Here is a 26,550-nt window from a genome sequence, read left to right on the forward strand (position 1 = left end):
TTAATCGAGCAAGTGGGATGCGGTTTCCTTATCAGTAATCAAAGTATTAACGATCCCCATTGATAAAAGAGCTTTGATCGAAGGCACTTTGACTAATGAATGGGCAACAGCGACACTAATTGGGACTTTACTTAAAGTTTCTAAAGAGATTGCAATTGTTCGTTTTTGTAACGAAGGAGCTAAAGTTTTACCATTTTTATCGAAAAAGGTACAGCAGCAATCTCCAATTGCATGCTGATCTTTAAGCAACACTAGGTCATCGTGGGTAAGTAGGTCCCGCCAATGACTAGTTGTCTTTGTCGTTAATGGTCCTCCTACCCCGACTAAAGCAATATCAAGATGCTGCCAGTCATTAGTCAGTTCACGAAAGTACTTAGAACCAATAATTCCATTACGAAGAGCCGCAGTCTCTTGAACAGCAGTAGCGTTAATAAATTCACTGCTGCCAACAAACTTTTTGGCTAGATCATAAACGATAGTGTTGACATTGTATTTCGCATTGGCTGCACTAGGCCCGCCGACTAACGGAATAAATGTTGCATTAGTCGATTTAGGATGATGAAGCTGTCCAACCATTTTAGCCAGGGTTGAGCCCCAGGCAACACCCACTCGATTATTTGGCTTAATGATTTGTTTGAGGTAGAGAGCAGCTTCCAGAGCAAGTGCAGAAGATTTATCAGAAGATGTAGTGGGGACAATAATTACATTTCGCAGTTGATAATAGTTTTTAATTTTATTTTCAAGATCCATCAGATCAAGATCCAAACCATTAATTTGAATATTGACGATATTTTCTCTTTTCGCTTGAGTCAAGATTCGACTGATTGTTGAACGACCAAGATCAAGACTTTTAGCAATTTCGCTTTGAGTTTTATTTTGAATGTAATATTGATATGCCACTCTTACTAATAGCTGATGATTTTTCATTGCACGATCCTCTCTTATCAGTGCTGATTTACTTTACTCAATTTTCTCAAATAAGCCAAATTTATAATAACGAGTAGTTTTTGCTTCAACAATAGAAATGGTAAGCGTGTAATTTTGAGAGATAACGCTTAATCTTGTTATTGTAAACCTCAGAAGCTGAAAATTAATAACATTTGTCCATAGATTGCACGTTTGTGCAGAAATTAATTTGCTACGATTACTTCTACTTGTTTTTTAAGATCATCAATTATATTTTCAGGAGTCTGATCGTCAGTGATTAAAAGGTCAAATTCAGTCCAAGGAAGAACCATTACCAAGGAAGTTTGGGTAAATTTTGTGTGATCGATTAAAGCAACTGAAATACTTGATTGTAAGTTCATTTGTTTTTTGAACTCAGCATCAGTAAAACTTGATGAACAAATACCATGTCTAGATTTAAGGCCACTAGATCCAAAGAAGCTAATATCCAAATGAATATTAGCTAAAGTATTATCTTCACCTTGACCTTGAAAAGACATGTCGTTTGCGTTGTAATATCCTCCCGGAGTGAAAAACTCGTTATCTCCGTCTTTAAGAGCGATAAGTGAAGGCAGTGAACGGGTGATGATTGTTTTATGGTGAAGCTCCTTGATATACTCTGCTAATTTGGCAATTGTACTCCCTTGATCAAGGCCGATTGTTCTCATCGTCGGTTTGATTAAAGATAGGGCTTTTTTGGCAATGGCTGATTTTGCGTCAGCCTCTTTTTTGTCACGATAGCCAACTGGAATAACTGGGGTAGTAGGAATTAATTCGGCAACACCATAGCTTTTTTTGATCATTCCTTGTTCAGTCAAAATTGCTAAGTCTTTTCGAATGGTTTCGTCAGAAACATTTAACAGTTCAACCAGTGATTGGACTGTTATTTTTTGCTGCTGTTTTAGTAACGAAAGAATTTTTTCACGTCTTTGTTGGATTTCAACTGCTTTCATTTTAACCCTCTGATACTACTATACTAACTTAATTCCAAAAAAACAATTAAAAAAGTTTGAATCTTTGTGCAATTCCAATTTAAAACAAATTAAATCCAAGTTTTTTGTTGAATTCGTCTTTGTAAGCAGATACACTTAAGAAAAAGAAAGGGGTTTAAATCATGATTAATGCAGAAATTACAGACACTTATATGACAGCAAGACCTGCTTCACAAATTCAGAATATGAAACTCAATTTGTTTAAGACTAAGAGAAGAATCTCGTTAGAAAGAGCTTTGCTTTATACTGAAAGTTATCAATCAACAGAAAATGAACCAACAATTATCCGTCGAGCAAAAGCAACGGCGCATATTCTTGACCATGTAAAGATTAGTATTAGACCGGGAGAATTATTAGTTGGAAATCGAACAGTTCGTCCCCGCAGCGGAATTTTATCACCTGAAATGGATCCTTATTGGATTATGAACGAAATTGATACGATTGCGACAAGGCCGCAAGATCAATTTGAATTTACTGAAGAAGATAAAAAGATTTATCAAGAAGAATTACTCCCATATTGGACTGATCGTTCAATGAAAGATTTTATTAACGCTAAGATTACGCCTGAAGTTAAAGCGGCAATGAATGAAAAGGTAATTAAGTTAAATCAAACTGATAAGGGGCAAGGCCATATTATTATGGACTTCCCAGCAATTTTAAATCGTGGTGTTGGATTATATGTATCATTACTTAAAGAACAAGCTGCGATTCATCCAGATAATGATTTTTATGAAGCGGCTTTGATTATTTTTGAAGGGATGCAGCGCCATTTTGAACGTTATGCTGAACTGGCTGACGAAATGGCAGAAAATGAGGATACGCCCGCTTATCGTAAAATTGAATTGAAAGAGATCAGCGCAATGTGCAGACGGTTAGAAACCGAAGCACCAACAAGCTTTTATGAAGCTTTGCAATTGATTTGGATGACCAGTATTGTCGGACAGTATGAATCTAATGCGTCTTCTTTATCTTTAGGCCGGATGGATCAATATACAGCTCCTTTTTATGAGGCTTCTAAAGAGGCTGGCGTGCCAGAAGAATTCATGCACGAAGTATTAGGCGACTTTTACTTAAAAACTAATGATGTAGTTCTCTTAAGAAGTGCTGACAGTGCAAAGTGCTTTGCAGGTTTTCCAACGGGTTACACAATCTCACTTGGTGGAGACGATAAATATGGTCAGTATGCGGTGAATGAATTGTCCTATAAAATGTTAGACATTTATCACGAAATTCAGCTGCCACAGCCAAATCTTTCAGTGCGGATCAATGAGAAGATTCCTCGGACATTTTTAAATAAGACTTGTGAAACCATTCGTTTAGGAACAGGGATTCCAATGTTATTTAACGATGACGTTTGCGAGCCAGGATTTCTAAGTAAAGGAGTATCACTCGATGATGCTCGTGATTATGCAGTAGTTGGCTGTGTTGAAACAACGATTCCAGGAAGGACTTACGGCCTTCATGATATTGCCTTATTCAATTTGATGAAGATCATGGAAATATCATTGTATGACTTTAAAGATGATCCAAATGTTACGTACGAAAAACTTCGACAGCACATTTTAAATAAGATTGATGACTATGTTGAGATTGTGACTAAAGGATCAGACATTGTTGATCTTGGACACCGTGAATTTGCGCCAATCCCATTCCTATCTGCACTTGTTGAAGATTGTATTGAAAACGGAAAAGACGTAACTCAAGGAGGAGCACGCTATAACTTTTCTGGCGTTCAAGGCATCGGGGAGCCAAATCTGGCAGATTCACTTTATGCAATTAAAAAGTTGGTATTTGAAAATCACGAAATGACTTTTAAAGCTTTAGTTGAACATCTTGCTGATAATTTTGCTGGCGAAGATGGAGAAGCTTTACGTCAGCATTTAATTCACGACTTTGACAAGTATGGTAATGATAACGAAGAAATTGATTTAGAATGTGCAAAGATTTTCCGTCACTACGCGTTAGAATTGGGCAAATATAAAAACATTCGTGGCGGTGAATTTATTGCTGGTGCTTATACAGTTTCGGCTCATATTCCATTGGGTGAAGATGTTGGGGCAACGCCGGATGGCCGTAAAGATCACGATCAATTAGCTGACGGTGGATTATCGCCAATGGTTGGACGCGATCATTTAGGACCGACTGCTGTATTGAAATCAGTTAGTAAGATTGATAATACTTTGGCCGTCAATGGCAGTTTGTTAAACGTTAAGTTTTCGCCGAACACTTTAAAAGGTGAAAATGGAATTAAAAAATTTGCAGATTTCTTAATGGCTTTCACGCAGTTAAAAATTCGTCACGTCCAATTTAATGTTCAATCAAGAGAAACTTTAATCGACGCTCAAAAGCACCCAGAGAACTATGCTGGTTTAGTAGTTAGAGTTGCGGGCTACAGTGCATTCTTTGTCGATTTGAATAAACAAATTCAAGACGATATTATTCGCCGAGCAGAACACGTATTGTAGGAGATAAAAGTGGCAAAAGGGGATCAAGGATTAATTTTTAATATCCAGCGTTACTCCATTCATGATGGACCTGGTATTCGGACAATTGTATTTCTTCAAGGCTGTCCACTTCGCTGTCCTTGGTGCAGTAATCCTGAATCACAGGGAGCAGTAGTCCCGCTAACGTGGGTGAAAAATGGAAGAAAGAAACCATTACTAAATGGTACACCGTTGATGAAGTAGTCAAAGAAGTTGAGAAAGATGATATTTTTTATCGTTCGTCTGGCGGCGGACTGACTTTATCTGGGGGTGAATGTTTAGTTCAAGCAGATTTTGCAGCCAATTTAATGCATGAGGTCAAAACCTTAGGAATTAATACGGCAATTGAAACCACTGGGGCAGTCCCGATGCGTGAAATCAAAAAGGTTTTACCGTATGTAGATCATGCTTTATTTGATCTAAAGATTATGGCTCCTCTTCAGGCTAGACAAGTGATTGGAGATGACGTGAGAATGGTTAAGGCAAGTTTTGAAGCATTTCTCAACACTCCAACAGTTGAGGTAACTCCGAGAATTCCGCTAATCCCCGGATATACGACAAAGCCCGAAAATATCCGGCAAATTGCAGCTTACGTTAATGAAATTGGAGTTAAGGAAGTTCATATTCTGCCATTCCACCAATATGGAAGTCAGAAATACAAATACCTTGGTCGAAATTATACAATGGAAGATACACCGCTTTTAACCCAAGAAGAAGTTGACAATATCCATGATTACTTTGAATCACAGCATATTACAGCAATCGTGAGCGGACTTGAATAAAAAGGCAGTTGCTTATAGAGCAGCTGTTTTTTCTTTGCTAAATTTTGTAATTCGCGTAAAGAATCATGCAATTCGCGTAATTATTAACCTAAAAGCAAAATTATTCTGTAAAGTATAATAATGGATAATTTTGCTTTTCTTAGTTATTACACATTTTCTGAGATAGTTAAAAAATATGCTAAACTGATTTAAAAAAGGATTTTCGTTTTGATTGCTATTTTATTAATTCCCACCTTTATTTTTTCGCTTACTTTAATGTTAAATATGTTTTTGTATTTCAAACAGCTTTTTATTTGGAAAAGCAAAATTGTCATTCTTTTCATCGATTTATTGGTGAGCATCGCGTTTTACTTTATTTCAAGGAAAGTAAGCGGATCATTAATGATGTCGAGGGATGATCATTATTTCTATCTGACCGCTTTGGTAATTGGACTATTTTATCTTATTTTCTTGCCCAAAATGCGAGATTTTCTGCCGCTGCTTTTATTTTTTGTGCTGGAAAATATCTTAATGAGAATAATTTTGGGGGCATTATTATTCCCTTTAAAAATGGATTCATATATTGGGATAATTAATTTTATTTTTCAGATTTTTTTGACTTTAATAATGCGTTCGAAATTCAAGAAAACAATTTCACTTTTTTTTAATTCCAAGCGGGAAACCATTGTAATAACGGGGGTCCTCGCACTTATTTTAGGGTTATTTTTTATTTGGCAAAATACAGAAATGTCTAGAAAAAAGGTAACCGTCTATTACGAGGATAGTCCCCAAAAACAGGAAAGCGTGAGGCTAAAGCCTACTTTAGACGATATTAATCAAAAAGTTCAAATTGGTAACCAAGTTTTTACCCTTTTGGTAATTTTTGTTTTTGCAATCGGCATTTATGTAAACTATGAGGTAAAGCGCAATCGGAGGCAAACTCAACTGGCAACGGAGAAAATGATGATGGAAGGCTACATTGACACCTTAGAGAAAATGCAGTTGGAAATCCAGAAAAATCAGCACGATTATAAAAACATCTTGTTGGGAATTAGAGGGTTCATGAATAAAGAAGGGGTTGATACCGAAGGGTTGGAAGATTTCTTGGTGAAAAATCAGTTAATCCATAATGAAGTTCAGCTCAAATCTGGCACTTTGAATCAACTGAAAGGCATCAATTTGCCAGCGGTTAAAGGATTATTATCGACCAAAATAATTGAAGCCGTTCAGGCAGGAATTGACGTGAAAATAAAATGTAGCGAGGATATTGAGATTAATAAAGTCGATCCTTTTGATTTATCGCGGATAATTGGGATAATTTTAGATAATGCAATTGAAGCGTGCGTCGAGCAAGATCACCCAAAAATAGAGATAATGATCCTTAACGAGCAGCAGCAGATCTTAATTATGGTGGCTAATTCTTGCGTTGAGCCCACTATCAGTTTGAAAGTTGGGGAATCGAGTAAAGGAGCAAATCGAGGGTTTGGGTTGCAGAACTTAAGAGATATTGTCCGCAATTCCGATTATTTAGATCTTGAAACCACTTGTTCTAACTATACTTTCACGCAAAAGATTTTTATCAAAAAATAAAAGGGCTATAAAATATGATTAAAATATATGTCTGCGACGATCAGGAAGTCCACCTCCAGGCAATTACACAAATTATTGAAAATAGAATTGCATTTGAAGAAATTTCGATGGAATTAGTACTCGCGACTACTAATCCTTCAGAATTGCTGGAAAGATTCAATTCTCAGGAGATAAATGTCTATTTTTTGGATATTGATTTATCAGATGAGCAGTACGATGGGTTAAATTTGGCACTCAAAATTAGAGAGAGTGATCCCAATGGTTTTATTATTTTTATTACTTCCCATCTTGAATTTGGGATGCTGATCTTTGAATATAAGATTGGGGCTTTGAATTATATCGTAAAAACCGCAGATCCAGAACTTCTAAAATCTAAGATCAATTCCACGATCGATACGATTTGTGAGCGAACTCAAAATAGCGTCAACCAGCATGAACAAGAAATAAAATTTGCGTCTGGTCGAGGAGATAAATATATTTTAATTTCAGATCTGATTGCATTGGAATTGGTCGGAAATCATAAGCTAGAAATTGTTTCCAAACATCAAGTTTTTAACTGTAATGGTTCACTTGGCCAATTTGAAGATGAACTTCCCAATCACTTTATCCGCTGTCGCCGTGATATGTTGGTAAACTTAAATGAGGTTGTGACATGCTCTGTTAAGGAAGAAATGATTACGATGTCAAACGGTTTTACCATCTCATGCTCGCGCTGGCAAATTAACAAGTTTAAACCAATCTTAGAAAAATTTAAGAAAAGCTAAGTTTTAATACTTGACTTTTTTATTTTGCGTAATTTACGAATTTCAAAAAATGTAATTCACGTAGCGAAGATGGTAATTCGCACAGATTTGCATAATTGAACTCTTTAAGCCGGTATAGTTAAACCGTTAAAAAATTTAAGGATGACTAAGAAATGGCGAAAAATTTAAAAGGATTAGTTTTGCTTCTGGGAGTTGTATTGCTGACAGCTGGGTGCCAGAAGAAAGACAGTTCTAGTTCTACTACAAGTTCAAAAGATAGCCAAAGCTCACCAGTAAAAAAGGGTCAGGTCAAAAAATCTAAATCTAATTTTGAAATTAAAAAAATTTCGGCTGAAGAATACAGGAAAAAGACAGAGACCACCGACTTCAGCAAGTTTAATGACGAAGTCGTTTTCTTTGAAACCCCCGGCAATAAAGATTCTGATAAAGAATTAAAAAACATTACTTCAATTTGTCGTAAAGCTGGCACCAAATTATATGTCGTTAACATCGACACAGAGGAAGGAAAAAAAATTACCAATGAACACATTATTGCACCTTATGATGCGGTGATGTTAGTAAAGGATTCTGGAATAATGTTTTTAGATTTACAAGGTAAATACAATGAAAAGACACCAAATTATATTTTAGAAAAAGTTTTTAAATCTCCTCCAAGATAATGGGAAAAAATAATTAAAAAAATAGGAGTAAATGATGAAAAAACGTTGGATCATAATTGCATTAATTGGAGCAGCAGCACTGGCAGTCGGTGTGGTAATTCTCACTGGCCGCAACAAAACAAAAGCGAAAATCCCAGAAAAGATCACTCAAACCATTCAAGTTCAAAAGAGTGACCCGCTTAGTTTTAACGGCATTTCCAAGTCAAAAAAGACCCAAAGTATCACCCTCAATCAAGCACTGGGGGAGAACTTGTACTTAGAGAAACAAGACGGAGAATCAGTAATGCAAGGTGAACTGATAGCTACTTACTACAGTTTTAAAGATTACAACACTCTCCTTGATAAGCAGAGCCGAGTGCGGCAGAAGAAAGCTGAGATTGATAATCTTAAAAAAGATGTTCAAAGCAACTCAGCTAAAATTACAGCTTTAACTAATGAAGTTAACCAGTTGAATAAAGAAATCACAAAAATGCGTGATGCTGCCCCTAATAAGGTCTATGCGCAATTTGATGGGGTGTTGACAATGTCGACGAGCAGTAGCGACGGCATGAAGCCATTGGCTGAAATCAGCAGTAATGAGGCGAGTGTTGCAATTTCAGTCAGTGAATATGACTTGAGTCATCTCTCTCAAGATCAGGAAGTGAAACTGGCTCCTGTTGATTCAGGAACTAAGATTAAAGGAACAATTACCAGTATTGCAACTCGTCCCGAAAATACCACAAGTAAGATTTCCACTTATACAGCGCAGATTAAGCCCTCCGAAGAACTTAAAAACGGCAGTCATGTCCAAGTGACAGTATCGCTGAAAGAGATCAAGGTGCCAAACTCAGCGGTGAAGGAAGAAGACAAGAAGTTCTATGTCTATAAGGCCAATGGTTCCAAGTATACTAAGAAGGAAATTCAAGGGGCAAAGCAAGATAGTTACTTTGTGGTTACCGGAGGGCTTAAAAACAACGAATCGATTGTTAAGAACTATAAAGATGCGGACTAGCCAATGATTAAGATAAATAGTATTAGTAAATCTTATATCTTTAATGATGATGATACGCCTCTTTACGTCTTGAGAGATATCAATCTTAACATTGAAGAAAAAGAGTTTACGGCAATTATGGGACCAAGTGGTTCAGGGAAGTCGACGTTAATTAATATCATTAGCTTTCTCGATCGGGATTTTGAAGGTGAATATTACTTTTCAGATGAAGACGTGAAAGAGTTTAAAGACAATGATCTGTCAACGATGCGAAATCAGAATGTCGGTTTTGTGTTTCAGTCATTTAATTTGATCGAAACTGATACGATTTATGAAAATGTGGAACTGCCATTACTATATCGAGGCGGCACGCATCGCAGTGCTAAGTCGATTGTCCTAGAACAGCTGGACAAAGTCGGACTCCTTGCAAAGAAAGATCAATTGCCCAGCCAACTGTCAGGCGGACAGAAGCAAAGGGTGGCCATTGCGAGAGCATTAGCTAATAAGCCCAAATTCATTGTTGCTGATGAACCAACCGGTGCGCTTGACAGTATGACCTCGGATGAGATCATGACACTTTTCCAGGAGTTAAACGCGGAACATGACGTCACCATCTTAATGGTCACCCACGATCCAGAAGCCGCCAAATATTGTAAACGAGTCATTGAAGTGAAAGACGGGCAGGTGATCGGATGAGAATTTCAATTAGCATTGAAACAGCAATCAAAGCAATCTTAAAGAATAAACGCCGCAGTTTTCTTACCGTTATTGGAATTATTGTGGGAATTGCTGCGGTTATCACGATTGTGACGGTTGGGCGCGGTTATGAGAAATATTCAGTGAAGCAGTTGTTAGATAGCGATGACATCAAAAACAATGAGATTGCAATTAAGTTTTCGCCAGAAGATAGTGATAATTTTGCCAAGAGTAGTTTTAGTTATTTCAACCAGTATGATTTAGATTTGGTCCGTAGTGTAAAAGGGGTTAGTGCAGTTAAATATGCGGTTGAAAAGCCTGATAGGGTTTATCGGGAGCAATCGGTTGATGGTCAAAGTAAACGGCTTCGCCTTGTTAAGGGAGCAGGAGAGGCAGTCCAGTTCGGAAAGAATCTTAGTTCTGCCGATCTGGGCAATAAAGTTGTGACTGTATCGGAGCGCTTGGCAAAAGAACAGTTTCCTAATTTGAAAACCAGTGAAGTTGTCGGGAAAACCCTAGAGATTTCTAACGAAGCTTTTCTGATTAAAGGAGTATTTCCGTCTGATTTTACGACAATGACCCAAATTGAAATGAATAACACAACCTACAATCATTTTTTCCCGGGCGCCAATCAGAAAAATATTCAGATTACGGTTCCCAGTGAAGAGAATATCACGACCGTTGCAGGTAATGTCGTTAAAAAGTTGAGCAAACAGGGAAGTATGAAGAACCTTGGAATGTATGAATTTCCTAATAGTTCTGCGATGACTGATAAGATTAGTTCTAATCTTCGAATGTTAACTTGGCTTGTTTCGTTCATTGCGGGAATTTCGTTGTTCATTTCGGGCGTGGGTGTGATGAATATGGTTTACACTTCAATTTCCGAACGGGTCAAAGAAATTGGAATTCGCCGGGCTCTCGGGGCAACGGGCAAATCAATTCAGAGTCAGTTTTTACTAGAGGGTTTAATTCTAACCTTATTTGGTGGTTTTGTTGGCTATATCTTTGGTGAATTGTTCGCCTTTATGACTAGTCGATTTATGGAGATCGACTTCACGTTCGACCCTTTTGTGGCAGTTCTGGCAATGGGCATCTCGATGTTAGTCGGATTAGTGTTCAGTTATATTCCGTCAAAGAACGCAGCCCAAAAGAACGTTGTCGATTTGATTAAATAAGGTTTTAAAGGACAAATGAAAAAAGTTAAATAAGATCGATGTTTGAGGCTTCTGTGGAAGAGTTAAGAAAAATATTTTAAAAATAAATCAATTATTTGGAGGATAAAATGAAAAAGAAAAAAAATAGTAAAAAAACAATTATTATTAGTGCAATTATGGCTGTAATTTTGGTGGTAGCAATATTTGTCGGAGTAACAACGCTTCGACCACGTAGTCAAGAAGACAAGATAAAACATCCAAAACCGGGAGATAAGTTAGAATTTAAGAGTGAGGGTGAGTTCGAGGAGTTTAAGAAAAATGCTGAAAAAAATGGACAGAAAGTTATCATGGAAGAAGGTAAGCCAAATGGAAAATAAAATTGTAGTTTTGACGAGAGCTTAATTGAATCCGTCTTTTAAAGAATTTTTCGTTAAACATCAAAATAAAAAAAAACTCCACTTAAGCTAGCAAGAAAACTTTACTTGCTAGTTTTTATATTAATATTTAGTTTAGAGCTGATCAGGAACAAGATAAATAAAAACGAAAGGATTTTGCTTGAAAAGAAAGTCATAGAAAGAGTAATTTTATCATATCTTGATCTGAAACAGAATATTTTTGCTTTGTCTGTGGTGAATCTCAACGAGTTGCAATCGCCAAGGTAATGTTAAAGAATCAGTCCTTTATTTTGACTGACGAGACCTCAGCTGCTTTTGATCCAAAACTTCAAAGGAAAATCTCTGTTAGCTGAGAAACTAATCATAATTCTAGCGACACATAATCTAATCATTTGGAATTTAGACGATGAAGTTATTGATATTAGATAAATTTCAAATCTTTAATTTTTATAAAGTTAAACAATTATCGATAATTTAAAATAAAAGGAGATGTTATCACTATTATTTTTCTTCAATCGGCTTTTTCAACAATCCTAAAATAACAGTACCAACGGCAATTCCTGTAATCATTGAGATTAGAAACCCTAAAGGATTAGAATTTAAAGGTAGAATAAAAATTCCGCCAAATGGAGCCATGACTGAGCAGTGAAGATAGATGGAAAGTCCTCCGGCAATTGCAGACCCTGGGATACATGCGGCCATCACTCTAATTGGATCGGATACTAAAAACGGGATTCCTGTCTCGGTGATTCCAGCCAATCCGACAATATAATTGGTGATTCCTCGTTCACGCTCTTCTTTAGAAAATTTATTTTTAAAAATGGTGCTCGCAAAAGCAGTTACGTAAGGTGGCACAATTCCTCCGGCTAAAACGGCAGACATTAAAGCGTATTGTCCGTTGGCTAAAGAAGAAGTAGCAAATAGATAGGCGGTTTTATTAACAGGACCGCCCATATCAACTGATTCCATCCCACCTAAAATACTTCCTAGTAGAATTTGACTGGATCCATTCATACTCTTAAGTAATGAATTAAGCATTGTATTTATTTGACCAATAATAGGTTCAACTGCAAATAATGAGATTAATCCAACTAGCATTACTGAAATTAAAGGAATTAACAGTAAGCTTCTTAGTCCATCGAGGGTGTCAGGAATCTTACGAAAAGTTCGTTGGATTAAAATCGTGATATAACCTGCGATAAATCCAACAAAAAGAGCTCCTAAAAATCCGGAAGTACCATCTTTTACAATTGCTCCTGCCATTAAGGCAGCAGGAATAGTTGCGACTCCTGCAATACTATAAGAAATGCCAGCACTTAAAACTGGCAGCATAAAGCCAAAAGTTTTACTTCCAATAGTACTGAAAAATTTAGCTAGGGGGTTATTATATCCATAGTGAGCAGGATTGACTGATGGATTATCAAGCATATAGCCGATTCCCATTAAGATTCCGCCGGCAACAACTAAAGGCAGCATGTAACCTATTCCATCCATAATATGATCTAAAAATGACTTTTGTTTAGTTTTTTCCAAATTAAAACTCCTTTACGGAAGTAAGGCTGCGCCGACTAATCCGGCATCATCTTTAAAAGTTGCAGGCAAGATTCTTAAATTGTCAGGAAATATCAAGTATTCACGCGTCTTTCGATCAATATCCTGTAATAAATCAGGGTGAAAAATAGCTAGCGATCCACCAATTACAAATACATCAGGATCGCAAACCGTTGAAATATTTGCGATACACTTTGCCATTCCATCAATAATGTAATTTTCTATAATTTCAGTTGCTTTACTATCTCCGGTATCCCTTAGGTCAAATAGCTCTTTACAGTCAATTGGCTTAGTGTAGATAGTTTTAGCAATTCTAGAGGCTCCTGATCCACTGCACTGTTCATTTACAGCTCCAGCATTAACTCCTTCTCGTGCAGGAGACTTTTCATTAATGATCATGTTGTAAATTTCACCAGCCGCTGAATTAGAACCATTAACAATCTCGCCTTCTCGAATATAACCACCGCCAATTCCTGTGGACATCGTAATATAGTAGACAGCTTTATACAGACGACCGGCTCCCAATTTTGCTTCGGCAAGTCCAGCTAGATTAGCATCATTGTTTAAAGTTGTTTTTAAATGAGTTTTGCTTTCGATATATTCAACAATGTCAAAATTCCACCAATTTGGCATATTTGGTGGAGTTAAAATCTTTCCAGCTCGAATATTTAGTGGTCCAGGACATCCAACTCCGATGCTTCGGTATTCGTAGTCATGATTTTGGATGTATGCGATCAGTTTATTTAAGTTTTCTTTTACTGATAATTCTTTATCATTTTCTGTTTTAAAACTATCGATCATTTTAAAATCTTCATCAAAAATTCCGACTCTTAATTGAGTTCCTCCAATATCAATTCCAATACTTTTCAACGTATTTAACTCCTCGCTTATTTTGATGACTATTATCTTAAATCGGTTATAGCGCTTACACCATACAAATGGCGAGAAGCATAATTGTAGAGTAAGAGGGTAAAAGCGCTTGAGAACGGTTTTTTTAGGGGGTATTTAGATTTTATTTCAAAAAAAAAGGCACAAGTGTGCCGTTTCAATTTTTTTATAAGTAAAATGTTTTAGATAAAAATGATTATTTAGTTTCCAAGCCAGCCGGCAATGTCAGCTGGTTCAAATTTATAATCCAATTTTTTGCCATAAGCTTTTTCGTAAGCTTCAATTTTTTGCCCATAATCTTTTTGCATCATCCAATTGGTGTTTCGTTCAATGTTCTGCTTAGGATCAGGATAGATTGTGTCTAGAACGTGAACGATGTACTGAACTTTTTTGAACTGGTCGTTGTCATTTTTTTCTAAGTCTTTCATTTCGATAAAACAAGAAATAATTGGGACGTTCATTTTGGCAGCATAGTAATAAGCACCGCGCATCGGGGGACGAGGCTTGCGGTAGTTAAACCACATTTCCTGTTCCGGATAGATTAACACGTAATCTCCTTTGTCAAAAATTTCCTGCAGAAGTTTAGGAAAAGTCTTGCCAAGATAATGGAGGCTTTTACTAAGCGGAACAATATCATCGTAATTCATAAAGAAGCCTAGTTTGCCGGTCATTTTTAAATTAGTTGGCTGGCTAATCACGAAAAGCCGTTTGTGTTTTTTAGCCACTAATTTCCTAATTGCCGTGTTATCAAGCGGATTAAAATGATTGCTGGTGATAATACCCCCCGTAGGCAGTTCTTTAATCGCATCAGTAGGTACAATCTTAGTTTGAAAATTCACATAATCTGTTAATGCACGCATTGAAAAACGAGCAAGCATATTTTTGACTTTATAATCAAATTTATGACGATGAGTAAGATATCCGTCAATTAGCTGATGTTCTTCTTCAGTGCTTAAAGTGGGGTCGGCAACCTCAACTTTATCATTGTAGAGGCCGTTGTTAGCATTTTTTTTAATGTTATCAATGGCCGGTTTCTTATCTCCCCCGATGATCATACGCGGATTTTAACCCCTTGGTCTTCAATTTTCTTAAAAGTAACATCAAGATCTGGCGTGTCAATAATTCGCTGAACTAAAAGATCTTTACGCTCTTGATCGTGCTTTCTCTGTTCAGCAGTATATTCTTTTTTATTTTTAAGAACTGATTCATAGTAGTTAGTTTCTTTACTAGAATTCCAAAATAGTTCTTCAAATGGAATATTGTCGTAATTCCAAGGTTTACCGAATAAATTGTAATGGACAATTTTAGGCTTGAAATCATCACAAATCATATTTTCCGGCTGAATATTCCAGCGAGGATCAAGGTAAAGAGTTTTACCAAAGCACATAGCATTAATATAATCTTGATCAGGGGCAATTAACTTGAAGTGATACTGATTAAGCAAGTCTAAAAACTTTTCGCTAAAATGCTGATTGCGTAATTCTTTTAGATTCATTAACAAAACGCCAGAGTTGACATAAAAGTTTTCATGAATGTTAAGGGCATCTTTAGAATAACGTCTTCCTACTGGATCGTGGGTAATAAACGCGTCAGGAATCGCTCCCATCAAGTTCTCATCAAGCTCTTGTTCGTATAATTTAGCAATATCATCATTAACAATGGTGTCAGAATCAAGATAAATTCCCTTATCGTATTCTGGAAACATATCGGCAATAAATAATCGGTAATAAATTGTAAAAGTTACAAAATCAGCACGAAGAGGATTTTGATCGTCATTAAGATCACTGCGTAAATCATTCTCTAATTTTTTAAAGTTGATCTTGACGTTATTTTGCTCTAATTCCTTAAGCTTACTTTGATTTTCTGCGGATACATCTTGATGAATAACAGTAATCACGTAGTTATGATTGGGTGTAGTGTGTTTTATCAAAGAATTCATAGCAGCAGCTAAGTAAGGTGAGTAAATGTCGTTGATGCCATAAAAAATCGGAATTGTTTTATTCATTAGTAAGTTTTTCCTTTAATTTTAAGTATTCTTCTAAAACGTCATCATAATGATGATCGTTTAATTTTTCGTGCATTAAGTTAATCTGCCATGGTTTAACGGTTTGAAGATGAAAAACTGGCCAGAGATGGAGACTGGTTGAGTAGTGACGAAAAACGGTATCTGGCTGCAGTTCATGCTGTTCATTGTAGCGATCGCCAACAATTTTTTTGGTATGGCAAAGCTTATTAATTGCTGATTGATCTGGCATAAACATCCAGTGTTTGCTACACATCTTGCGACATTTAGCGAATAGTCCATTTCTTCGAATCAAGTCAAGATTTAAAAGTAAAACCCCCGAGTTTAAATAATCAAAAGGCTTTACTTCATGGTGAAACCACCATTTTCCATAATGATCGAGAGTGCCGACAATTTCGTGGCTGTCAAGGTTCTGATAATAATAATCACTGATATTTTGGTGACACATTACATCAGTATCTAAATACAAAACTCGACCAGGAATTTGCGGCACTTCGTCAGCATAAAGTCGCAGCATACAGTTAGGCGTAAAAACGGTTCCCATATTAATCGTTGGCGGTTCACGATTAAAGAGGTAAGTAATATCTATTTTTGTGACAGAGCTTTCGGGATTTTCTTTTTTAACAACTTGTTCTAAGATCTTAATGATTTGATCTTCAATTGGATAGTAAGTCTTAGTTTTGTATTTAATTTTAGCGGTCAGCACAAAAATATTTAGTGCCTCTTTATTGTATTTTACTAGTGATAGAATGGAGGTCATTACACCACTTCGGATGTTGTTATCGCCACAATACAGAATGTTCATCAGTTATTATTCCTCGGTTTATATTGAATGTATTCGTAAGTGCTTAATTTGCTTCGTTTTTCCATTAATGCTTGAACTTTGTCACGGATTTCTTTTTCTTGCGCTACTTTTGATTGATCATGATTCCATTCAATTGGACCGTCAACATAGATCGTAACTTTTGGCTTTTTACCAAATTTTCTTTTTTGAAAAGTGGTAGTTTTGCAGTAGACAGGAGCATTAGTTTCTACCGGATAGTGAAATGAACCTAAAGTAAGCGGGCGAATTTTCGTGTAGTAAGGCCAAACATGAGCTTCGGGATAGATAAACATTGCTTTTTTCTTTTTGATTTTATCTTTAATTGCGTTGTTAAAATCAATGATCCGATGTCGGTCGGTCGGAATTGGGACTACACCGCCGTAAGGAAGTAATGGGCCAATGACAGGGATTGCTAGATTTTCAGGAGCAACGATTGCCGAGACCTTAGTTAAAGGAACTAATAAAAAAATTGTAAATCCGTCGCCTTCAGGCATCGTGTGATTTCCATAAATAAAGTATCCTTGATCACGAACATCTTTTAACAAATCTTTGTTTTTGATTTTTAAATGAAGGAAGAAGGTCCCATAAAACCATCCAATTAGCCAAGCCATTAAACTCACAGGTGGGGATAATAGTTTATAATGAAGTGTATCTGTGGAATAATTATATTTAGGAGATAGTTCATAATCTTGGTGTTTTAAAGTTACGACATCATCTTCAAATGAATGGTAAAATTTGATTTCTTTAGATCGTGAGATACACATTACGTGCAAACCTCCGAAGATCCTTTTCAAAATCATATTTCTCATTAGGGGCGATTTTTACAACTTGAAGAAAATATGCCATGACTTGAGTAACAAATAATTCAACGAAGTTTTTGAATTCCTCTTTGTTTTTAGATCCGGTTAAATCTTTAAATTTAAGCCACATGAGCCGCATTAGCTTATCTTGCTTCTTGTTTAGAGCTTTAATAACATCATTTTTAATGTCATCATTGATCAGAGCTTGGGAGATTAAAATCATGATGACTTCCTTGTTTTGATACATAAAATTAAAGCGTTCGCGAAATAAGTAGTAGATTCCGTCTTCTGCTTCTTCTTGATTAAACTTAATGCTTTTGAGATGATCCAAAAATTGTTCAGCATAGACCGGCACGACGTTATTAATGATTGGCTTTAAGATACTTTTTAGTAATTCTTCTTTACTATGAAAATATTTAAAGATAATTGCTTGACTAACATGAGCATCTTGGGAAATTGATGAAGTGCTGGTCTTGTCATACCCTTGAGTCGAAAACAATTTAATTGCGGAAGCTAAAACTTTGCGCTGGCTTGCAGGCATTTTATCAGTTTTATACCAGTAATCTATATTTGTAACTAATTGATTATCCATAACTTTCCTCTGAGAGTGATTAATCACTAACCAGAATCATACCAAAATATATTGAAAATAACAATTACATGAATAGTAGGAGATAAAATGAATTTAGTTTTTCAACCACAAATTGCTAAAGAAAAACCTAATCGAAATAGTGTCTGTCCATTTTGTGATGTTAATAATCTGCAGAATATTTTGGCTCAAGATGATGATCGAATTTGGTTGGTTAATAAATATCGAACGATTAAAGAGGCCTGGCAGACGATTATTATCGAGTCAAGTCAGCACGATGGCGATATTATTAATTACACGAAGATCCAAAATCGAAAAATTTTTAATTTTGCAATTGATAAATGGCAAGAAGTAATTAACAGCAATAAGTATCAGAGTGTTTTACTATTTAAGAATTTTGGCCCCCGTTCAGGAGGGAGTTTAGCTCATCCGCATATGCAGATCGTTGGTCTCAATCAAATTAATGTTTTAGACCAGGTATCATTTCAAAATGTTACTGGATTAACTGTCTGGCAGCGAGAAAAGGTTGAAGTGAATATTTCGACTGAACCGCTGGTTGGTTTTCTTGAGCTCAACATTTTATTAGATAATAGAGAAGATTTGGCTCTATTTGCTGATGCCGTTCAGATAGTTGTTCAATATTTAATGGATGATTATATGGACGGACGTTATGATTCATATAACTTGTTTTTTTATCAATTTGACAAGACAATAGCAGTTAAAGTAATGCTGCGTCACATAACATCTCCTTATTTTGTAGGGTATCGGATTACGCAGGTTAATGATGATGAAAGTTTAGACAAAGTTAAGAAATCTTTGGCTGCTAAATTAAATGTCATTAATTATTCGTCTAGTTTCAAGCATTTTTAAAAAATATATCTCAAGTTCACTCTTTGAATTTATGCGTAATCTTTTATATAAGCCTAAAAAAGGAAGGATATATATAATTGCGCAAAAGAGAAATCTTACCATCAAATGATTTATTATTTAAGAAACTATTTGCCTCACCCAAGAACCGTCATATCTTAATCGGCTTCATTCATGATATGATCGGTTTAAACGTTGTAGATGTAATAATCGAAAATCCATATAATATTAGAACCTTTAAAGTGACGGAAGATCAGCAGGAATTCTTAGAAACAGAGGTTGATGTATTAGCCCGGCTTGATGACGGGAGTCTGGTAACCATCGAACTGCAGGTAAGAAGAGAAGCGCATTTTATCGAACGTTCACTGCATTACCTGTCAGAGAAATATGTGTCAAATTATGCGAGAAGAGATCTAGAGAAATTAAAGGATGATATTAAAGAGGATAAATATGGGTCATTGAGACCAGTGTATGGGATCAACATCGTGTACTTTGATTTATTTAAAGAAGACAACAAAGCGTATCATCGATTTACGATGTATGATGTAAAGAATAAAATAGAGTTAAAGAATGAAGATGGCTTACCGCTGTTGAGTGTGGTATATTTTGATTTAACAAAGCCCCGAGACACGCTTGAAGGAGAGATGCCGTATTGGTACGATTATCTAAAGAGCAATAAAAAGGTCAAAGAAGCACCGGAATACCTGCAGGATGCATATAAAGTAACAAGTTATGAGAATTTAGAGATGGAGGAACGAGAGATGTTGGATGCAGTAGAGAGAGCGAGATCAAAGCTTGATGCACAGATGTTGTATGCCGAAGAAGAAGGCAGAAAAAGAGGCGAAGAGCAAGGCGTTAAACAGACTAAAATAGATACAGCGAAAAAGATGCTAAAAATGGGAATGAAAGTTGAAGAGATCCATGCTGTCACCGATTTAAGTGTCGAAGAGATTGAAAAATTAAAGTAGCTGTTTGTTCTTTTATTAAAAGTCACGACATAACTTAAGTGACTCATAATCATATTATTTATCTGATACTTATGAGAATTTAGAGATGGAGGAACGAGAGATGTTGGATGCAGTAGAGAGAGCAAGATCAAAACTGGATGCACAGATGTTGTATGCCGAAGAAGAAGGCAGAAAAAGAGGCGAACGTGAAGGTTTAGAGCAAGGACTAGAACAAGGTATTAAACAGACTAAAATAGATACAGCGAAAAAGATGCTAAAAATGGGAATGAAAGTTGAAGAGATCAGTGTAGTCACCGATTTAAGTGTCGAAGAGATTGAAAATTTAAAGTAGAAACATTATCTATATCTAAAAAGTTAATAAGTTTCAATTAGTTGCAAATATTACTCTATAAGATATACAAAGCCGAGACAAACGATCCCGGCTATTTTAATTAAAAGGGATGATAATCTAAAATTTGGAATATTGAAATTTTATTTACGTTGATTTGGATAATGAAGGACACGGGAGCAGGGAAAGAATTCCAAAGAAATATTTTGATTGGTATCGCAAAGTGATCCAAAACAATGGAATTTAAATGTGCGATAATGGTTCTCAGAATAAGGAGCCGTTAAAATGTTAGAAGGTAAAAATATCACACTTTATGTAACGGGCAGTATTGCAGCTTATAAGGCTTTAATTCTGACCCGTTTTTTAATGAAACGAAAAGCTAATGTTCGAGTTGTGATGACTACATCAGCTCAGAAATTTGTCACGCCCTTAAGTTTTCAAACTTTATCTAAAAATTCTGTGCTGACAGATCAAAATTCTGGATCTAATTTTTCAAAAATCGATCATATAGAGTTAGCTCAATGGACTGATTTAGCAATTATTGCACCAATAACTGCTGATTTTATCGGCAAAATTGCTAATGGATTAGCTGATGATTTTGCAAGTTCATCTTTACTTGCAACTAGTGCACCAAAAATTATTGCACCGGCAATGAATGATCAAATGTGGACAAATTCAGCAGTTCAACGAAATATAAAAATTTTACAAGATGATGGGATTAGGATCATTAACCCTGGAACTGGTTTTTTAGCCGAAGGATATGAAGGTACCGGCAGAATGGCAGAACCGGATGAGATTATCAATTCAATCGAATCAATGTTTGTAGAACACTCGATACTTGAGGGTAAAAAAGTAATTGTCACGGCAGGAGGCACGCGAGAAAGAATTGATCCAGTTCGTTTTATTGGAAACGATTCATCAGGTAAAATGGGATATTCAATTGCCAAAGCGTTTTATGAACTAGGAGCAGATGTTACTTTAATTAGTGGGCCGACTAAGTTGGATCCGCTCGTCGGGATTAATATAGTACCAGTTACGAATGTTAAACAATTAAAAGAAGAAGTAGAGTTAGGATTTAAAAGTTGCGATATATTGGTGATGGCTGCAGCAGTTGCTGATTTTAAGCCAGTTAAAACTTCCAAGCAAAAAATCAAGAAAGATCCAAGAAATGATCTTTGGGAAATTAAATTAGAAAAAACTCCAGATATTTTAAAATCAATTGCTAAAATAAAATCAACCAACCAAATTATTGTTGGTTTTGCAGCGGAAACTGAAAACATAATCATTAATGCGACTAAAAAATTAATGGATAAAAGTTTAGATTTAGTAGTGGCAAATGATGTGTCAAAACCAGGAGTTGGATTTAATGGGGATACCAATCAAGTAACCTTTATCACAAAAGATTCAAAGCCAGAAACAACGGCATTATTGTCCAAAAAAGAAATTGCCGAATTAGTAGTTAAGCGGGTAGAAAATTTAATGAACGACAGGAAAAGTTCAAAATAATAAAATTGAATGATTAAGCACAATACTTATAACTATAATAATTGACACTAAATAATTGATTGTCGATTGTTCGATATCCATCTTTAGTCAAATAATTAGGCAAAAGTGCAGTGGCTTGACCATCTAAAACTAACTGTGAGATGTTCTCTAAAGAATCAATTTCGACCAAGCGTGCTGGGTCCTCGATTAATTGAATCGTGAGTTTTCGAAGTGGGCATAAATGATCGCTGTTAATTAAGACTGGTAAGTCATTAATGTTTTCTTTGCCCGAAAGAAAACTGACAGGAAGGTCTTCGGTCGCAACCAATTTAAAATCATTTCGGTTTAACTTGTTGAAGGTAACAACATAATCGTAATGATTTTTGTTTAATTCAGAGGCGATTTTGCTGGTCTTTTTGCAGGTAATTTTAGTTGAAACAATCGAGAATTCTTGGTCATCAACGACGAGGCACTTAAATAAAAGCTCTGACGTTAGTAATTCTGGTATTTTTTTGGAAAAAGAATTTTTTAATTCGTCAAATTGGGACAAGGTTTGACGTACAAAAGAGTAAAACTTCTCTCCATTTTCAGTCGCCGAGACGCCATTATAACTGCGAACAAAAAAGCTTGTATTGCATTCATTTTCAAGGGCATGCAGCCGAGCAGTTAAATTAGATTGGGTATATCCCAATTCTTTTGCAGCTTTGTTAATTGTTTTTTTCTCATAAATAGTCTTGAAGACGATTAGATCGTTAAAGTTCATTTGTGACCTGCCTTATCATTAATAGTGATAAGCATATCACAAACTAGGATTATGCTATAGGTGCACGCGAATCTATACTAGCTTCATACCAAACAAAGGAGAACAACAAATGCAAGCAATGCAATATAAAGTGGGATTACCCGCTGACTACGACATGGAAATTATTAGGAATCGCATCCGCAACAATGGAAATAAGACAGATGGATTTACTGATCTGCTTTTCAAGGCATATTTAATAAATGACAAATCTGCAGGAGATCTCGAAAACAGCTACTCACCACTATATGTTTGGAAACAGACTGAGGGAATGACTAAATTCATTTTTGACGGCTTCTTCGACAACATCATCGGATCATTTGGTTGGCAAAATATTGAAATTGGAGTAACTCAAACGGTTAATTTAAGCGAATCATTTCCCAAGAGTAAATATATTCTTGAAGAATATCACGATATTACAGAAGCTGCATCATTGAATGGATTTGAATTCAAGTCTGAAAGCTATGATGATCTGCTTGGTCAAGTAACGATCTATAATCCAGATAAATGGAAATACGTAACCTTCTCATTTTTTGGAAATCGACCTCAAAACACCGATAAAAAAATATATACAATTTTACATTTGTCATTAGACAAATAATTTAAAAAGCTGACGAATTAGTCAGTTTTTTGTTTATAACGAATTATTTTTCCTTGAATCAAAGCAATGAAAGCGCTACTATTGTCTTGGGTAAGACCGAAGCGTTTGCAGAGGTAAATTAAAAATTATGGATATTTTCTGTTTTCACCAAACAACAAATCAGAAAATATCCTATTTTATTAGGAGGAGAAAATTATGAGAAAAAGGAAACAAATGTCAGTATTTGTTTTAGGTGGATCGTTAATTTTGCTGGGGTCTAGTGCAATACCTTCGATTGTGTCGTTTGCAAATACTCCAGTTACAGTTAAAGCGGCTGATACTTCACCCATCAATATCGTTAAATCAAAAAATGTAGACGCATCTACTAGTGATTTAATTGACCAAGCTGTTAAATTGTTAGGAACAAGTAATCAGGTTGATCAGATTATTGCAGGAGTTGCGGGTGATTCGGAATCTGACACGGCAGCCAAAACACTAGGTGCAAAAGATGCTGGTGCGTTAAAAGCAAATGGATTTTTGGTTAAGTCAGGTCAAATTGATGGTAAAAAGACAATTGTCTTAGAAGGAAAAGATGCAACGGGTTTGTTTTATGCAGTTCATCAATTAGTGAATTTAATTCAGAAAAAGGCAGATTTAACCAAATCTGACGTTTATGATTCACCTAAAATGCCAATTCGAGGAGTGATTGAAGGATTTTATGGTGCTCCATGGTCTGATCAAGCTCGTAAAGATCTTTTTGCTTTTATGGCAGAACATCGCTTAAACACGTACATTTATACTCCAAAAGATGATACTTATCTGCGAAAAAATTGGCGCGATTTATATCCAGCCGATAAGTTAGCTGAACTTAAATCTCTTGTCAAATCAGCTAATGATAATCATGTTAGTTTTGCTTTTGCATTGTCGCCTGGAAATGATATTACTTATTCAAAACAAGCAGATTATGACGCAACAGTTGCTAAATTTGATCAATTACGCTCAATTGGAGTCAGTCAATTTTATATCGCATTAGATGATATTCCAACTAAACTTAATGAAGCCGATCAGGCGGTTTATAAAAACCACGCAACTCCTAGTTATCCAGATAACAAATGGAGTGCGCTGGCAGACGCTCAAGCAGCATATTTAAATAAGATCCAAAAGGATTATGTGAAAGCTAATAAATTGCCTGACCTTTGGTTAGTACCGACTAATTATAACGGCTCTGCCCAAGATCCTTTTAAAGAAGCTCAAGGGATTGCTTTAGATAAAGATATCCGGATGCAATGGACAGGAGAAGGGGTATTTTCGGCTAATATCACTTCTGATTCAATCAGTAAGGCAAAAGCAAGCTATCATTCAGATCATATGTTTATTTGGGACAATTTCCCAGTTAATGACTCGAATCAAGATCGCCTTTTTCTAAACCCGGTTGAGGGAAGACAAAATAACCTTGACACAGTAACTGATGGGATTACGGCTAATCCAATGATCCAGCCATATGCTTCTTGGATTGCAATTGCCGGATTTGGTGATTATTTGTGGAATCCAGAAAATTATAATGCTCAAACTGCCCAGAAAAATGTTTTAGCTGAAATTGCTGGTTCAGATCAAAAAGCGGCGGAAGCTTTAAATGCTTTTGTCGATTTAAATCAGTATTGGAATTATGCTGCACCAGAAAATACGCGCCATGCACCAGAACTTGCAGCATTAATCAAAGATTTTGAGTCTGATAAACCAAATAAAGGGGAATACTTAAAGGCAGAAGAAAGATTAACCAACCGTTTAGACTTAATCGAAAACGGCGAAACTTTGATGCAGAATATTGATGTCAAAGGTTTTTATAATGATGCTCTTCCTTGGATTAAAGCAGCCTCTCACTGGGCAAAAGCAGATAAAGCAGCAATTATGTTGATGGGTATTTCGAAATATGGTAATGCCGGCGATGATTTAATTACCAAAACTATTCAGACAATGAAAGATGAAAAATCTTTGGCACAGACCAAACTATTGCCAGATAGTCGGACCGGGAAACCTGATTTAACAATAACTCCGACTGTTGGTGATGGTGCTTTTGATTCACTAATTGACGATGCTTATAAAGCTTTTGGTCAAGCGTCAGAACTAATCCCTCTAACCGATGATGCTCAATTAATCGCTGATCCAACGCCTTCTGTTGCAACAACAATGGGCGTTTATGGAGATAATGCAGTTGCCAAAATGGCAGATGGTAAGTTAGATACCAGATATTGGAGCAATGATAGTGTTAAAAAAGGTCAGTATGTTGAGCTGACTTTAAAGGAAGAAAGCAACGTTCAGCGCATTATTTTAAGACAAGGAGCTGATGACCAGGTAGATAGTGGTGATGTTTTTGTTGGAGCCCATGCAGAGGTATCAACTGATAATAAAACATGGACCAATGTCGGTACAGTTTCATCTAATGGACATTTCCAGCTTGATTTAGCTCAGCCGGTTAAAGCAAAATATGTCCGAATCGTTGCTGATCAAGATACCAGCAACTGGCTGCAAATCCGAGAATTTTCAGTTTATCATAATTCAGGCCTTTATAGCACTAATATTGAGAGCACTGGCAGTAATACTTTACAATCGGTGTTTGATGGGTCGCTAAAAACGGAGTTCATTGGCAAACTGAAAGATAATTCACAATCTGGTATTATCCAGCAAACAACAAAAACACCAGCTAATAACATCGGTAGTGCAGTTTTAGTTGGTAAAGTAAAAGGAAAAGTTTTTGTTCACACTAATAATTCTTGGAAAAAGTTAGGATCAATTAATGATGATAATTATATCCATAGTTTTAATACCAATGCTTCCAAAATTGATGGACTCCGTCTAGTAGTAGATCCCGGATCCGCAATTGATATTCATGATTTCAGCTTAAGTTCAGAAAATCGACTTCATTTAGTAGATGTCAAAGATGTCGCAACTATTAGATATGTTAAAGGATATAAAATTAATGTTTGGGCTGACCCTTATGGTCAAAAATTTACTGGTAAGCGTCTAGCAGACGGCACTAGCTGGAAAGTTGGATATAAGGTAATAGTAGATGGCGCTAAGACATTTTATAATATTGGCAAGGATCAGTGGATTTCTGCTGATTATGCTGTCTTAAGTCACGAGACAAAGCAAGTTAAATTTTCTGGCTTAGGTATTGTTAAGTATCGACCGCGTTATGGAATTAATGTTTGGTCTGATCCGGCGGGTAAACACTTCACTGGTAAACGTCTGATGAATGGAACAAAATGGAAAGTAACAGCTAAAGCTTATACTGGTAAAAAAACCTTCTATCAAGTAGGTAAGAATCAGTGGGTAGATAGTGAATATTTTAATATTATCAAGTAATTAAAAATTGCGACCTAGCTAGGTTGCTTTTTTTATAAAAAATACTTTTTGCGTACTTATATTATAGAGGGTAAAAA

General features: G+C 36.0%; 26 protein-coding genes and 1 pseudogene. 17 read left to right on the forward strand and 10 right to left on the reverse strand.

Annotated features, from left to right (window positions below; translation table 11 throughout):
• A complete protein-coding gene (locus tag R8749_RS00545) occupies positions 1 to 927 on the reverse strand; it encodes a sugar-binding transcriptional regulator (RefSeq protein ID WP_317696958.1) in 927 nt (308 codons plus the stop codon).
• 203 nt (positions 928 to 1,130) lie between these two features.
• Positions 1,131 to 1,898: a DeoR/GlpR family DNA-binding transcription regulator gene (locus R8749_RS00550; RefSeq protein ID WP_317696960.1), complete on the reverse strand. Its 768-nt coding sequence runs from the start codon at positions 1,896 to 1,898 to the stop codon at positions 1,131 to 1,133.
• A 161-nt stretch (positions 1,899 to 2,059) separates the two neighbouring features.
• Between R8749_RS00550 and R8749_RS00555 the strand changes: the two genes are divergently transcribed.
• From R8749_RS00555 to R8749_RS00600, 10 genes are all read left to right on the forward strand, one after another.
• Positions 2,060 to 4,402: a formate C-acetyltransferase gene (locus tag R8749_RS00555; RefSeq protein WP_317696962.1), complete on the forward strand. Its 2,343-nt coding sequence runs from the start codon at positions 2,060 to 2,062 to the stop codon at positions 4,400 to 4,402.
• A 9-nt stretch (positions 4,403 to 4,411) separates the two neighbouring features.
• Complete coding sequence (locus R8749_RS00560) at positions 4,412 to 4,624, forward strand: 4Fe-4S cluster-binding domain-containing protein (protein WP_317696965.1); 213 nt, start codon at positions 4,412 to 4,414, stop codon at positions 4,622 to 4,624.
• Complete coding sequence (locus tag R8749_RS00565; protein ID WP_317696967.1) at positions 4,567 to 5,202, forward strand: glycyl-radical enzyme activating protein; 636 nt, start codon at positions 4,567 to 4,569, stop codon at positions 5,200 to 5,202. Before R8749_RS00560 ends, R8749_RS00565 begins: the two co-directional genes overlap by 58 nt.
• Before the next feature lie 726 nt (positions 5,203 to 5,928).
• A complete protein-coding gene (locus R8749_RS00570; RefSeq protein WP_317696969.1) occupies positions 5,929 to 6,771 on the forward strand; it encodes a sensor histidine kinase in 843 nt (280 codons plus the stop codon).
• Between the two features lie 14 nt (positions 6,772 to 6,785).
• Positions 6,786 to 7,535, forward strand: a complete 750-nt coding sequence (locus tag R8749_RS00575) for a LytR/AlgR family response regulator transcription factor (protein ID WP_317696972.1) — start codon at positions 6,786 to 6,788, stop codon at positions 7,533 to 7,535.
• A 152-nt stretch (positions 7,536 to 7,687) separates the two neighbouring features.
• Positions 7,688 to 8,194, forward strand: a complete 507-nt coding sequence (locus tag R8749_RS00580) for a hypothetical protein (protein WP_317696974.1) — start codon at positions 7,688 to 7,690, stop codon at positions 8,192 to 8,194.
• Positions 8,195 to 8,228: 34 nt separating this feature from the next.
• Positions 8,229 to 9,185 carry an efflux RND transporter periplasmic adaptor subunit gene (locus tag R8749_RS00585; protein WP_317696977.1) on the forward strand — a complete coding sequence of 319 codons (957 nt, stop codon included), beginning with the start codon at positions 8,229 to 8,231 and terminating at the stop codon, positions 9,183 to 9,185.
• A gap of 3 nt (positions 9,186 to 9,188) precedes the next feature.
• A complete protein-coding gene (locus R8749_RS00590) occupies positions 9,189 to 9,860 on the forward strand; it encodes an ABC transporter ATP-binding protein (RefSeq protein WP_317696980.1) in 672 nt (223 codons plus the stop codon).
• Positions 9,857 to 11,035: an ABC transporter permease gene (locus tag R8749_RS00595; protein ID WP_317696982.1), complete on the forward strand. Its 1,179-nt coding sequence runs from the start codon at positions 9,857 to 9,859 to the stop codon at positions 11,033 to 11,035. Before R8749_RS00590 ends, R8749_RS00595 begins: the two co-directional genes overlap by 4 nt.
• Positions 11,036 to 11,142: 107 nt before the next feature.
• Positions 11,143 to 11,391, forward strand: coding sequence for a hypothetical protein (locus tag R8749_RS00600; RefSeq protein WP_317696984.1), 249 nt, complete (start codon positions 11,143 to 11,145; stop codon positions 11,389 to 11,391).
• A 519-nt stretch (positions 11,392 to 11,910) separates the two neighbouring features.
• Here the strand turns inward: R8749_RS00600 and R8749_RS00605 are convergent.
• The 7 genes from R8749_RS00605 to R8749_RS00635 all read right to left on the reverse strand — a co-directional run bounded on the left by R8749_RS00605 (position 11,911) and on the right by R8749_RS00635 (position 18,086).
• On the reverse strand, positions 11,911 to 12,942 hold the full coding sequence (locus tag R8749_RS00605) for a PTS fructose transporter subunit IIC (RefSeq protein ID WP_317696986.1): 1,032 nt from the start codon (positions 12,940 to 12,942) through the stop codon (positions 11,911 to 11,913).
• 12 nt (positions 12,943 to 12,954) lie between these two features.
• Positions 12,955 to 13,830 carry an ROK family protein gene (locus tag R8749_RS00610; protein ID WP_317696988.1) on the reverse strand — a complete coding sequence of 292 codons (876 nt, stop codon included), beginning with the start codon at positions 13,828 to 13,830 and terminating at the stop codon, positions 12,955 to 12,957.
• Positions 13,831 to 14,048: 218 nt separating this feature from the next.
• Positions 14,049 to 14,903 carry a 1-acyl-sn-glycerol-3-phosphate acyltransferase gene (locus R8749_RS00615; protein WP_317696990.1) on the reverse strand — a complete coding sequence of 285 codons (855 nt, stop codon included), beginning with the start codon at positions 14,901 to 14,903 and terminating at the stop codon, positions 14,049 to 14,051.
• The gene (locus tag R8749_RS00620; RefSeq protein ID WP_317696992.1) at positions 14,900 to 15,853 is read right to left on the reverse strand and encodes a glycosyltransferase family 8 protein; all 954 of its coding nucleotides are present in this window, start codon (positions 15,851 to 15,853) and stop codon (positions 14,900 to 14,902) included. Before R8749_RS00620 ends, R8749_RS00615 begins: the two co-directional genes overlap by 4 nt.
• Positions 15,846 to 16,676, reverse strand: a complete 831-nt coding sequence (locus R8749_RS00625; RefSeq protein WP_317696994.1) for a glycosyltransferase — start codon at positions 16,674 to 16,676, stop codon at positions 15,846 to 15,848. The genes R8749_RS00620 and R8749_RS00625 overlap by 8 nt, the downstream gene beginning before the upstream one ends.
• Positions 16,676 to 17,458 carry a lysophospholipid acyltransferase family protein gene (locus tag R8749_RS00630; protein ID WP_317696996.1) on the reverse strand — a complete coding sequence of 261 codons (783 nt, stop codon included), beginning with the start codon at positions 17,456 to 17,458 and terminating at the stop codon, positions 16,676 to 16,678. The genes R8749_RS00625 and R8749_RS00630 overlap by 1 nt, the downstream gene beginning before the upstream one ends.
• Positions 17,439 to 18,086, reverse strand: coding sequence for a TetR/AcrR family transcriptional regulator (locus tag R8749_RS00635; RefSeq protein ID WP_317696998.1), 648 nt, complete (start codon positions 18,084 to 18,086; stop codon positions 17,439 to 17,441). Before R8749_RS00635 ends, R8749_RS00630 begins: the two co-directional genes overlap by 20 nt.
• 87 nt (positions 18,087 to 18,173) lie before the next feature.
• Between R8749_RS00635 and R8749_RS00640 the strand changes: the two genes are divergently transcribed.
• The 5 genes and pseudogenes from R8749_RS00640 to coaBC all read left to right on the forward strand — a co-directional run bounded on the left by R8749_RS00640 (position 18,174) and on the right by coaBC (position 21,752).
• Entirely contained in the window at positions 18,174 to 18,953 is a 780-nt protein-coding gene (locus R8749_RS00640; RefSeq protein WP_317697000.1) for a DUF4931 domain-containing protein, read from the forward strand.
• 77 nt (positions 18,954 to 19,030) lie between these two features.
• Positions 19,031 to 19,918 carry an Rpn family recombination-promoting nuclease/putative transposase gene (locus R8749_RS00645; protein ID WP_317696135.1) on the forward strand — a complete coding sequence of 296 codons (888 nt, stop codon included), beginning with the start codon at positions 19,031 to 19,033 and terminating at the stop codon, positions 19,916 to 19,918.
• A gap of 100 nt (positions 19,919 to 20,018) precedes the next feature.
• Positions 20,019 to 20,249 carry a hypothetical protein gene (locus tag R8749_RS00650; protein ID WP_317697002.1) on the forward strand — a complete coding sequence of 77 codons (231 nt, stop codon included), beginning with the start codon at positions 20,019 to 20,021 and terminating at the stop codon, positions 20,247 to 20,249.
• Positions 20,250 to 20,388: 139 nt separating this feature from the next.
• Positions 20,389 to 20,493: pseudogene (locus R8749_RS00655) on the forward strand (family 1 glycosylhydrolase); the annotation flags it as partial.
• Positions 20,494 to 20,531: 38 nt separating this feature from the next.
• Positions 20,532 to 21,752: a bifunctional phosphopantothenoylcysteine decarboxylase/phosphopantothenate--cysteine ligase CoaBC gene (coaBC, locus tag R8749_RS00660; protein ID WP_317697004.1), complete on the forward strand. Its 1,221-nt coding sequence runs from the start codon at positions 20,532 to 20,534 to the stop codon at positions 21,750 to 21,752.
• 13 nt (positions 21,753 to 21,765) lie between these two features.
• On the opposite strand, the gene R8749_RS00665 is transcribed toward coaBC, so the two are convergent.
• A complete protein-coding gene (locus tag R8749_RS00665; RefSeq protein WP_317697006.1) occupies positions 21,766 to 22,494 on the reverse strand; it encodes a LysR family transcriptional regulator in 729 nt (242 codons plus the stop codon).
• Positions 22,495 to 22,603: 109 nt separating this feature from the next.
• Between R8749_RS00665 and R8749_RS00670 the strand changes: the two genes are divergently transcribed.
• Complete coding sequence (locus R8749_RS00670; protein WP_317697008.1) at positions 22,604 to 23,131, forward strand: DUF4865 family protein; 528 nt, start codon at positions 22,604 to 22,606, stop codon at positions 23,129 to 23,131.
• 195 nt (positions 23,132 to 23,326) lie between these two features.
• Complete coding sequence (locus R8749_RS00675) at positions 23,327 to 26,473, forward strand: glycoside hydrolase family 84 protein (RefSeq protein ID WP_317697011.1); 3,147 nt, start codon at positions 23,327 to 23,329, stop codon at positions 26,471 to 26,473.
• Positions 26,474 to 26,550: the final 77 nt, after the last annotated feature.

Origin of the sequence: Xylocopilactobacillus apis, assembly GCF_033095965.1 — a bacterium.
GTDB lineage: Bacteria > Bacillota > Bacilli > Lactobacillales > Lactobacillaceae > Xylocopilactobacillus > Xylocopilactobacillus apis.